Below are 12,020 nucleotides of genomic sequence, written 5' to 3'. Positions count from 1 at the left end.
TTTGCACCATAGGAGGTTTTCATGGTATAGTAAATTTACTAAATATGACAGGAGTGATGGGTGGACGATGAAGCACTAATCTTATTTTCGAGACGTTTGAAATTCCATATTTCAAATCAACTTAAATAGGATTAGTCTGCCCATTTTTTATATGCGCTTTTAGCTATTGATACAAGATAGCTTTCTTTGTGTACGTGACCGGTACGGCTAATCCTTCCAGAACCATTGGGAGGATTTTTTTGTTCTCCTGAAGAGAGGGGAAGATACTATGAGAGAAATCATGAAATTATTGAATATAACCTATGAAGTGATGGAAGAGAAGTTATTTGAAGAGGTGAACGGTAGCGTGCAGGAAGGGGAAGTCATCGGGATCATCGGAAATAACGGTGCTGGAAAGACTACACTGCTGCAATTAATCACGGGTGAACGGACACCAACGGAGGGACAGATCCAATGGCTTCACCACGATGTGACCATCACCATGGTAGAGCAGGAAACCGAAACCCATTCCTCCGAAGGAATGACCATAACGCAAGCCAAGCTACTGGAAAAATGGCAGGTACCCAATCATGAATTCCAGCAGTTGAGTGGTGGCGAGAAGTTGAAGGCGAGACTCGCAAAAGGGTTCTCTCAAAAGGCAGACCTTTTGTTATTGGATGAACCGACGAATCATCTTGATCAAGAGAGCCTGAAATCGCTGACCAAATATATCAGGGACTACAAAGGTACCATCCTTCTCGTTTCCCATGACCGCTATTTCCTGGATGAGGCTGTGACGAAGATCTGGTCCATCGAAGGAAAAAAGCTCATTGAGCATAAAGGGAATTATTCCAGTTACATGGAAGCCCGAAAGCAGCGGAGGATGACTCAGCAGCGGGAGTATGAAAAGCAGCAAAAGATGGTGGAGCGGATCGAGAGCCAGATGAAGGAACTCACCTCCTGGTCGAAAAAAGCCCATGCCGAGTCCACGAAACAGGAAGGGTACAAAGAACATTACCGCGTCAAAGCAAAACGCATGGACACCCAGGTCAAATCCAAGCAAAAACGTCTGGAGAAGGAACTCGAGAGAACAAAAGTGACAGAGGTCGAAGAAGAACATAACGTCCGTTTCAGCATCCAAACCACCCACAAAACGGGGAAGCGATTCCTTGAAATGAAGAATCTCAAGAAATCATTTGAGGGACGGACCTTATTTGAAAACGCAAATTTCACCATCCAGCATGGTGAAAAAATATCGATCCTTGGACCGAACGGAAGCGGGAAGACGACACTGCTGAAGATCTTCATGGGAATGGAACCCTCCGATGGAGAGGTATGGATGTCACCATCAGCCAATATCGGCTACCTGACCCAGGAAGTATTTGATCTCCCCTTCGATCAGACACCGGGAGAGCTCTTCCATAAAGAAACCTTTGCCGAGAGAGGGAAAGTTCAGACATTAATGAAGCATCTCGGGTTTCAGACATCTCATTGGCAGGAACCGATCCGGAATATGAGTATGGGGGAACGGGTGAAGATCAAACTGATGAAATATATCCTGGAGGAAAGGGATGTCTTAATACTGGATGAACCGACGAACCATCTGGATCTTGCTTCACGTGAACAGCTTGAGGATACCCTTTCACAGTACAATGGAACTCTGATCATTGTTTCCCATGACCGCTATTTCCTTGAGAAAACCACGGATATCAAGCTTGTGATCGAAAACGGGACCATCAGGAAGGAGCTTGATGAGCCGGCATCTGAACGGGATGACAAAGAAGAACAGCGGATGAAGCTAGAGACTGAGAGGCAGGAAGTGCTGGGGCATCTTAGTTTTAAGGCGCCGGGAGATGAGGGGTATGCAGAGCTCGACAGGAAGTTTATAGAATTGACTAAACAGATTAATGAACTGAAGTAAAAAGAGGGACGTTCCGAATCGATATTGGAACGTCCCTCTTTTTTATCACCCATGCCAAAAAAGTCCAGACAATACCAAAAGAGTGCTAGTGAAAGCGATTACAAACATTCTGAATTCTCAATATAATTAACCTTGAGCTTGATAACAAAGGGGGAGTAAGTAATGAGGAAGACGGTCAAAATCGTTTCAATGTTAATGGTTCTCATTCTTTTCATGGGTATGCTTGCAGCGTGCAGCAGTAGCAGTACGGGTAGCAAGAAGGGTGTCAGTGTAGGAATCGTCCTGCCGACAAAAGACGAACCGAGATGGGTCCAGGATGAAAAGCGCTTTAAAGAAGCGTTGAAGGATTCAGAGTATACAACGGAAATCCTGTTCAGCCAGGGCTCTTCTGCCAAGGAAAAAGAAAATGTAGAAACATTGATCAATAAGGGGATCGACGTACTGATCATCACGCCGCAGGATGGGGCTGCAGCAGCGGCTGCCGTGGAGTCAGCGAAGAAGGAAGGCATTACGGTCATTTCGTATGATCGTCTGATTACGAATACAGATGCAGTGGATTATTATGTCACATTTGACAGCGTAGCCGTCGGCGAAGCACAGGGACAATACTTGATCGATCACGCTGAGGGCAAAGATGTACCGCTTTATCTATATGCCGGTGCAGCTTCTGACAATAATGCGTTTTTGTTCTTTGAAGGAGCATGGAAAGTTCTTCAGCCGAAAATTGCAGATGGAACATTCAAAATCGCGAATTCAAGCGAAGCAGAATCCCTTAAGGATACAGCTGAGTTGAGCCGTGACGAAATGAGTAAAATACTTGGTCAGGTCACAACGAACTGGGATCCGAACGAAGCGAAGAACAAAGCACAAACACATCTGACAGCAGCAGGCGCTGACATGAAGGGGAATGTGGCAGTTCTTGCACCGAATGATGGTACAGCACGTTCCATCGCAGATGTATTTGCTTCTGACAAAGCAGTATCCAGCTACGTTGTCACAGGTCAGGATGCAGAAAAAGCTTCCGTACAATATGTGGTCGATGGAAAGCAGTCCATGACAGTCTTCAAAGACGTACGTACGCTTGTAACAGATGCCATGGGCATTGCCGTAGACGTACTGGATGGAAAAACACCTGAAACGACAGGTTCTTATGACAATGGTAAGAAAGATGTGGAAGCGAAGCAAACGGAAGTTATCGTGGTCGATCAAGACAACGTCAAGGAAGAACTGATCGATTCAGGATATTACAAAGCGGATGAATTTACAGGATTAAAGGAATAGCAATAAGCGGGATGGTGGCCGGAAAGCCGCCGCCATCCTGTATTGTCATTGTTTTTGTTAAAGGGGGTTATATGTGATGAAGAAGTATTTGTTGGAAATGAATGATATCTCCAAGGAATTTACGGGTGTCAAAGCACTGAGCGATGTGAATTTCAAAGTGGAAGAAGGGGAAATTCATTGTTTGATAGGTGAAAACGGTGCTGGGAAATCCACGCTAATGAAGGTGCTGAGCGGAGTGTATCCGTATGGTACGTATACCGGGGACATCGTGTTCGGTGGAGCCGTTCAGCAATTTAACAAAATCAGTGACAGTGTCAACGCAGGAATTGCCATCATCTATCAGGAGCTGGCTCTCTTTCCGGATCTGACCGTTTATGAAAATATTTTTGCTGGGAATGAAGTAAAGCTTGGCGGCTTCATTGATTGGAACCGAACGATCGTGGAGGCGCAGAAGCTTCTGAAAAAAGTGAAGCTGGATGTGAACCCCGATACTCTTGTGAGGGACCTCAGTGTAGGAAAACGCCAGCTGGTCGAGATAGCGAAGGCTTTGAGCAAAGACGTGAAATTATTGATATTGGATGAACCGACAGCAGCGTTAAATGAAGACGACAGTGAGAATCTGCTTGAATTACTGAAGGACCTGAAAAAACAAGGCATCACATGTATCATGATTTCCCACAAATTAAAGGAAGTCATTCACATCGCCGATAAGGCGACCGTTATCAGGGATGGGAAGACCATTTGCACCCTGGATGCATCAAAAGAGGAAGTATCGGAAGGGATCATCATAAAGAATATGGTGGGCCGTTCCATTGAAGATATCTATCCGAAACGACCGAATAAATCCCATGGTGAACCCATCTTGGAACTTCAAAACTGGTCTGCTTATGATCCCCAGCTTGGCAGACAGGTGATCAAGAATGTGGACCTTCATGTGAAAAAAGGAGAAATCGTTGGAATTGCGGGTCTTATGGGATCAGGTCGAACAGAGCTTGCCTTGAGCATATTCGGCAATGCGAAATCATACAAGCTTGAAGGAAATCTTGTTTGGAATGACAATATTACCACACTCAAACATACAAAGGATGCCATCAAAGCCGGAATCGCTTATGTCACAGAAGACCGTAAAGATGACGGGCTTTTCCTTTTGCAAGACATAAAAAGTAATATTTCGGCTGCCAATTTAGGCGGGATATCCTCCAAAGGAATCATTAATGATAATGAAGAAATCAAAGTGGCTGAACGCTATCATTCTTCTCTTCATATCAAGGCATCTTCCCTTGAACAGATCGTAGGGAACTTGAGTGGGGGGAATCAGCAGAAAGTGTCCATCGGGAAATGGCTCTTCGTCGGACCGAAGCTTCTCATCCTCGATGAACCGACCAGGGGAATCGATGTCGGGGCGAAGTTCGAAATCTATACGGTGATGAACGAGCTGATAGAACAGGGACTCAGCATCATCATGATTTCCTCCGAGCTCGGTGAAGTACTGGGAATGAGTGATCGAGTATACGTCATGGCCCAGGGTGAAATCAAAGGCGAATTACAGGTGGATGATGCCAATCAGGAAAAAATAATGGAACTTGCAACGCAATAAGGGGGTAAACACATATGAATATCTTTCAAGAAGCGAGAATGCTGATTCGCGACAACATCCGTGATTACGGCATGTATATTGCACTATTCGCTATCATACTTACATTTACGTTTATGACGGACGGCTTATTCATGACGTCAAGAAACATTAGTAATCTATTGGATTCTGCAGGCTATATCGCCGTGCTTGCTGTCGGGATGACCCTGGTCATCGTCATCCGGCATATCGATCTGTCCGTTGGATATGCGGCGGGATTCCTCGGGGCCATTGCAGCGATTTTGCTCACACAGGCGGGTCTTTCTACTTGGATTACGATTCCGATCATTCTTATTATCGGAGCCATCGTCGGGTTGTTCAACGGTCTGCTTGTGGCTCAAATCGGTATCCCCTCTTTCGTAGCAACCCTTGCCGGAATGCTTATTTTCCGAGGGGCGCTCCTTCAAGTGACGGAGAAGACGGGCACCATCATCATTCAGGATGATCACTTTAATGCCATCGGAAACGGATTTATCCCATCCCTGATGGAAGTGAACGGACTTCATCTTCTTTCCCTGCTTGTGGGGCTTGGGGGCATCATCCTATATATTTATAGTGAACTCTCTACAAGACGAAATAAGATCAAGTACGAGTTTGAAGTCATCTCTGCACCCATTTTCACACTAAAGCTCGTCTTCGTTTCCGCCATCATCGGATATGTGACCTGGATTCTTTCGGGGTATCACGGGTTTTCCTGGACGGTCATCATCATTCTGATCGTGGTGGTCGTCTATCACTTCCTGACTTCCAAAACGGTACTTGGCCGCCATATTTACGCTGTGGGAAGCAATCCCGAAGCGGCTCATCTTAGCGGGATCAACGTAAAGAAAATCACCTATATCGTCTTCGGTTCCATGGGGATGCTTGCTGCCCTTTCCGGTATATTGTTCACATCCCGCCTTCAATCCGCCACGACCACTGCCGGAACGTTATTCGAACTGGATGCGATCGCAGCTGCTTACGTGGGAGGGGTATCCTCCGCCGGTGGGGTCGGGAAAGTTACGGGTGCCATCATCGGAGCCATCGTCATGGCTTCATTGACAAGTGGAATGAACCTCCTTGGCGTCGGAATTTCCTATCAATATATGATCCGCGGAGGAGTGCTTGCAGGGGCTGTCATCTTTGATGTGATGACCCGCAAGAAAAGATAATCGAAGCAGCCGGATTCCTGAGGAGTCCGGCCTTGCTGCTTTTTTTTTTACAGTAAATCAAAAGAGGCAATTGAAAAATATGAGAAAGTGCTGGATCCTTCCACATCTTTCCTATGCTATGATAAAAGTAGGAGTTTTCACTTTGGGGAAGGGGACTTGTGGGGTGCGTAAGATCCGTTTTGTCGGCCTTTTAGTGGTCGTTCTTATATTGTGTCATTTAACATTTTTATCAGCAAAAAGAGTTTTCGAAGCTGACGCGCATCTGCCCGGGGAGATGGGGATGACAGGTGAAGATCGGCACAGACTCGTCCTGATTACTCAGGATACCCAGACACCGTTTTGGGACAAGGTAGCGAAGGGTGCTAAGCGGCAGGCAAAAGAAGAAAATGTGAGCATTGAAGTATGGGGTAGTTTTGGGAAAAATCAGGAAGAGTTCCTGAAAAATATTGAAATCGCCATCCAATCGAAGGTCGATGGGATCCTGATCCAGGGGACGGATACACCTGAATTCAAGGAGCTCACAAAGGTGAAGGCTTCCTTTAATGGGATTCCTGTGATAACGGTCGCCAACGATGTTCCGATGGAGGAAAGTCTGCGCCGTACATATGTAGGGTCTGATCAATATGAAGCAGGGAAGCTGGTTGCAAAAGAGCTTATCCGTAAAATGGGGGAAAGAGGCAGGATTGTCCTGATGGTGGATCATGATCAGGAATATTATCAGAAAGAACGGGTCAGGGGCATCCGCGATGTGATGAAGGGATACCCTGACATCACGCTTGTGGATGGGGAAACAGGAAGGGACCGGGATCAGATCATTACGACAACGAGGGGTGTCATGAACCGCTTTCCGGATATCGATGCGTTCATCTCTGTCAATGCGAGTAATCTCGGGGCAATGATTGATGAAATAAGTAAGCGCTCTCAAGAGGAAACGTATTTCATTTATTCCTTTGACGATGGACCGGAATCATTGACGCTATTATCACGGGGGATGATCGACGGTGTGGTGGAGCAGGAGCCAGAGAAAATGGGCGAAATGAGCGTCCGTCTCATGGAAGAGTGGCTGAATGGGGAAACCGTCCCTCTAGACGAGAGAGGGTATCTGACTGAATTGAAGATGTTGAAAGTGGAGAAGGACCAATGACAAACATCCAGAAAAAGATCCTCACCCTCACCACGGTGGTCATGATCATCATGTCCGCCATCTGGCTCGCCCTAACTTACTATAATTATAGAACGCATGAGCAATACAATGAGATTCTCAAGCGCTATCTGAACATGAATGAAGTATCAAGGGCAAGTCAGCAGGTTGTCAACGACTTGAATAACTATATGGTCGACACCAATGATAAAACCCTTAAACAATTGGAGAAAAGCAAGGAAGGGGTCGAATCGGCCAAGTCTGGAGTCAATTCCCTGCGAAACCGGGATAACGACTTTACATTGACCAACTATCTTCACTTGATTGATAGTCTGGTAGAAACGACGGACCGATTGATCCTGTTCCAGAAAGAAAGGGATGCTGAAGCTTCTGCACAGGAGTTTGCCGAGGCAAACCGGATATCTGGCTACATCTCTGAGATGACCCTTACGTTGATAGATAAAGAATTGACCACATACAATGTGATGTACAGGGGGATCATGGAACAGTCAGCGGAGGTCATCAAGCTTGGGATTTGGGTGCTCCTTCTCATTACTTGTCTGCTCCTGATTGCTTCATATTGGTTCTCACTCGGGATCACACGTCCGGTCTTTCAGTTGACCAGAGCCGCAAATGAACTGTCAAAGGGGAATTTCAGCCGGCAGGTAAAGGTGGAGGGAAGCGATGAAATCGCCTTTTTGGCGAAGACTTTCGACCGCATGAGGATCAATATTAATAATTTGATCTCAGAAATCAAGCAGAAAGCGGCACTGGAAAGGGAACTTCAGGAAAGCAAGCTTCTCTTACAGGAAAGCCAGTTTAGAAGCCTCCAGAGTCAAATCAATCCGCATTTCTTATTTAATACGTTAAATACCCTTTCAAAAAAAGCGTACTTAGAAGGATCTGAGGAAACGAGCGACCTCCTGGTGAGCGTGGCGGGGATTCTTCGGTATAATCTGAAACGACAGAACAGGTCTGTTACCTTAAGGGATGAAATTCATGTGCTGGAACAATATATGCACATTCAAAAAGCCCGTTTCACCAATCGATTGCAGCTGCACATGGAAGTCGATGAAGATTGCATGGACGTTCGAATCCCGGCATTGACCCTGCAGCCCATCGTTGAAAATGCCGTCATTCATGCCGTGGAACCGAAAGAGGATGGAGGGACGATCTGGTTCCGTGTCCGCAAAGAAGACGGCATCATCCTTGTTGAGATACAGGATGATGGCGTGGGAATGTCCCAGGAGAAAATGCGGCACATCCTCCTAGAAGGAGGGTCCCCTGAGAGTCATTCAACCGGGATTGGCTTTAGCAATGTGGTAAAGCGTCTTCAATTATTTTATGGGTTTGAAGATGTCCTTCGGATTGAAAGTGAAGAGGGCAAGGGTACTAAAATTTCGCTGAGGATTAAAAGGGAAGGAGCAGATACGGATGATCAAGCTTCTCATAGTGGATGATGAGCAGTTGGAACGTGATGGCATGCAGACGATTTTACAGAAGAATTTCCCCGGACTTGACGTTCAACAGGCGAAGAACGGGATGATGGCTGTGGAGATGGCAAAGGAATATTCTCCTGATCTGATCTTGATGGATATTAAAATGCCCGTCATGAATGGTCTCGAGGCGATGGAAATCATCAACGGGGAACATCCCCATATCAAATTCATCATGGTGACGGCCTATGATACCTTTTCGTACATGAAGGCAGCCATCAAGCTCGGCGTCAAGGACTATATACTGAAGCCGAGCAAAGCTTCTGAGATTGTCCATACGATCAGCAAGGTGTTCGAACAGATTGAACAAGAGCGAAAGCGGTATGTAGAAGCCTTGCAACAGAAGGAAAAATGGCAAAAGACACAGATGCTGGTGGAAACCGATGTGGTCACACAATTATTATTCGATCACGTCCATGATGTTCATGTCAATATGCTCATGGACATGATCGAAATCCCTTCGTCGGAGGAAATGTTCGTGATGGTCCTGCACCTTCCTGAAGGAGGAGAAAAACAGTACTCAGCCATCCGGAAGAAAGTGTTGCATAGTGGATGGACCGGAGCGTTGTACGGCAGGCAGCTCCCCATCATTGTGTTCAGGCAGCCTTCGACAACCTACAGGTCCCAGGCAACCAGCTTGGCAAGGGAACTGCTTTCACTTGCCAATGAAAAGGAATGGTTCATCGGGATCGGAAAGGTGTATCATTCAATGGATCAAGTGCGTCATTCCTATCAGGAAGCGATGCTTGCCACTGTCGATACACAGGTGCGAAAGAAATACCGTTTTTTCGAAGAAATCCCCCTGGAGCCCGGGAAACGGGAACAGGCAATGATGGATCAAAAGGACTTAATGGAAAAAATCAGACAGGGGAAGTGGGATCAGGTGCATGCCAGGATCATGAATTCTTTCACATTATTAGAGAAAGAAAGGACGCCCCTCGTTTACACCCAGCAACGGACTTTGGAGGTACTGTGGATGATTTCCCGGACTTTGAGTGAATGCGGTGTCGAAACGGCCACGCCGCTTTTTGCGGTACAGCCGATGGATTACCGCCAGCTACGGGAAGAAACCGAGCGTCTCATGAGCGGGATGAAGGACTCTTATACAGAGCGATTCAACCGAATGGAGAGCGATACGTTCCAACTAATCAAACAATTCATCAAAGATCATTCCCATCAGGACATCTCATTGGATACCCTTGCACAAAAAGTGAACCTCAGCCCTATTTATATCAGTAAGATGTTCAAGGAGAAACAAGGAGTCAACTACATCGATTTCCTGACAGAGTGCCGTATGGAGAAGGCGAAAGCACTGCTTGGGGACATGGAGAAAAGTATAAAGGAAATCACCTTCGAAGTCGGATATCATGATCCGAATTATTTCAGCAAGGTCTTTAAGAAAATGACCCATAATTCTCCAAAAGAGTACCGAAAGACATTGCTTGGCCAACATGCATAAAGGGGAAGAGGCGCCATGGCCCATTGGAAGAAACGGATAAACATAGGCTGGATAATGATCATTGGGCTGGTTCTGGCTGCATGCGTGCAGAGGGAACCCGTCGAACAGGTGCATAAAGAAGAAGAGAAAGCCTCTCCCGACGTCGTGAAGATCGGATTCTCCATGGACACACTCGAGGAGGAACGATGGGTGAGGGATCGTGATTTATTCAAACAGGCCGTTGAAGACCTGGGAGCGGAAGTGGAGATCATGGAGGCAAGAGGAAACGATGCCCTTCAAGTCCTTCAGGCGGAAACGTTGATCAGTCAGGGAATCGATGTACTCGTCATCGTTCCTTATAACGCGGAAGCCGCGGCGGCAATCGTGCAGAAAGCCCACCGCGCCGGCATCAAGGTGGTTTCGTATGACCGGCTTGTGAAAAACGCCGACATCGATCTGTATGTCTCATTTGATAACGAACGGGTAGGGGAGCTTCAGGCAAAGGCACTTACAGAACGTGTACCGAATGGTAAGTATGTATACATTGGAGGGGCCGATACAGACTACAATGCCCACCTGATGAAAAAAGGTGTCTTCAGCGTATTGGACTCTTTAATTGACCAAGGGGATATCCAGATAGTCTATGATCAATGGACAGATAACTGGCTGCCCGTAAACGCCTATACCAATATGAAAGAAGCGCTTAAAGCCAACCACAATGAAATAGACGCGGTCATTGCAGCAAATGATGCAACCGCCGGAATGGCATTGAAGGCACTGGAAGAAGCAGGGCTCGAAAGGAAAGTCCCCATCGCCGGACAGGACGCAGAGCTAGCCGCCGCTCAAAGGATCGTTCAGGGCACCCAAACCATGACGGTCTACAAACCGATCAACACCCTTGCCCATGAAGCGGCATCCCTTGCCATCGCACTCGCCAAAAACGAATACATCGACACCGATAAAAAAATCAACAATGGTAAGATCGAAGTGCCATCCGTCCTCCTTGAACCCATTGCCGTAAACCGGGAGAACCTCGATCGCACCATTATCGCTGACGGTTTTCATTCGCGGGAGGATGTGTATAAGTGATCCATGGGAGAGGGTGCTTAAATTTTTTAAAGGAAACAGACGAAAACTCGTATCTCTCATTGGGAAAAGGAAATAAACCTTACAAATAGAACTTTCATAATTTTTCCAATTCCGTTATACTCAACATAAATGAATGTGATGGGAGATGGGAAAATCGTGGGAAAAATGGCTTTTATGTTCTTGACTGGTTCTATCCTCTTTGCAGGATGTTCGAATTCAGAACAGGCAGATGCATACACCGTGAAGGAAGCGACGGACAATGGCGACACGCTGGTCGATGAAGAAGGGGAAGTAACCAATCTGGACAAACTACTGCGTTTTGTAGATGGGGTACAGGAGAAGAAAGAGTCTGAAGTGACGGTATCCAACTTTTTCAACAACCAGATAAGTGTCAATGAAATAACGTATGATGGAAGTAAAGTGAATTATGTAGTAAAGACAGGGACCGGGGAAGAAAAGAGTCAGGCGGTATGCGACGGAATCGAAGAGAAAAGCGGATTCATTTCGTTGCAGGGGTGTGACGGGGAAGAGGATGCGATTGGAATCGTGCAGGTCTCGGAATATAAAATAAATAAGGCCAGGGCTTCTATGAAAGAGTGAAGAGCATCCGGATTTGGGTGCTTTTTTATTTTGATGTGGTGTGGTTTGGAAGAGTGTCCCCTTGAGTCAGCAGGGTGATTAAGAGGGAAGTGCTTTAAGTATAAGGAGGCTTTGAATGTTCAGAAAGACTAGTATTTTGCCATTTTAGAATGATATATGGCATCATTGAAGTCCATCATTATGTAATTGCTAGAAAAAGAGAGTTGAGGGAACTGGATCTAGAGGGGGATGAGGGAAGAGAAAGGTGTCACTTGATGGTAATTGCGTCATTTTTTCATTATTTGCGTCTAT

9 protein-coding genes are annotated in these 12,020 nt (G+C 46.2%); all 9 read left to right on the top strand.

Annotated elements, in window-relative coordinates; genetic code table 11:
* Positions 1-268: 268 nt before the first annotated feature.
* Positions 269-1,900, top strand: coding sequence for a ribosomal protection-like ABC-F family protein (gene abc-f / locus NQ095_RS13505; RefSeq protein ID WP_258263992.1), 1,632 nt, complete (start codon positions 269-271; stop codon positions 1,898-1,900).
* 162 nt (positions 1,901-2,062) lie between these two features.
* Positions 2,063-3,181 (top strand): sugar ABC transporter substrate-binding protein, encoded by a 1,119-nt coding sequence (locus NQ095_RS13500; RefSeq protein ID WP_258263991.1) that lies wholly within the window; start codon positions 2,063-2,065, stop codon positions 3,179-3,181.
* A gap of 76 nt (positions 3,182-3,257) precedes the next feature.
* Positions 3,258-4,778, top strand: a complete 1,521-nt coding sequence (locus NQ095_RS13495) for a sugar ABC transporter ATP-binding protein (protein ID WP_258263990.1) — start codon at positions 3,258-3,260, stop codon at positions 4,776-4,778.
* Between the two features lie 14 nt (positions 4,779-4,792).
* Positions 4,793-5,965 (top strand): sugar ABC transporter permease, encoded by a 1,173-nt coding sequence (locus NQ095_RS13490; protein WP_258263989.1) that lies wholly within the window; start codon positions 4,793-4,795, stop codon positions 5,963-5,965.
* A gap of 163 nt (positions 5,966-6,128) precedes the next feature.
* Entirely contained in the window at positions 6,129-7,109 is a 981-nt protein-coding gene (locus NQ095_RS13485; RefSeq protein ID WP_258263988.1) for a sugar ABC transporter substrate-binding protein, read from the top strand.
* Positions 7,106-8,566, top strand: coding sequence for a sensor histidine kinase (locus NQ095_RS13480; RefSeq protein ID WP_258263987.1), 1,461 nt, complete (start codon positions 7,106-7,108; stop codon positions 8,564-8,566). The genes NQ095_RS13485 and NQ095_RS13480 overlap by 4 nt, the downstream gene beginning before the upstream one ends.
* A complete protein-coding gene (locus NQ095_RS13475) occupies positions 8,541-10,061 on the top strand; it encodes a response regulator (RefSeq protein ID WP_258263986.1) in 1,521 nt (506 codons plus the stop codon). Before NQ095_RS13480 ends, NQ095_RS13475 begins: the two co-directional genes overlap by 26 nt.
* A 15-nt stretch (positions 10,062-10,076) precedes the next feature.
* Positions 10,077-11,129: a D-xylose ABC transporter substrate-binding protein gene (gene xylF / locus NQ095_RS13470; protein ID WP_258263985.1), complete on the top strand. Its 1,053-nt coding sequence runs from the start codon at positions 10,077-10,079 to the stop codon at positions 11,127-11,129.
* A gap of 129 nt (positions 11,130-11,258) precedes the next feature.
* A complete protein-coding gene (locus NQ095_RS13465; protein ID WP_258263984.1) occupies positions 11,259-11,729 on the top strand; it encodes a hypothetical protein in 471 nt (156 codons plus the stop codon).
* Positions 11,730-12,020 lie beyond the last annotated feature (291 nt).

This window comes from Rossellomorea sp. SC111 (assembly GCF_024733565.1).
GTDB lineage: Bacteria > Bacillota > Bacilli > Bacillales > Bacillaceae_B > Rossellomorea.
This window is presented reverse-complemented; position numbering and strand designations above follow the sequence as displayed.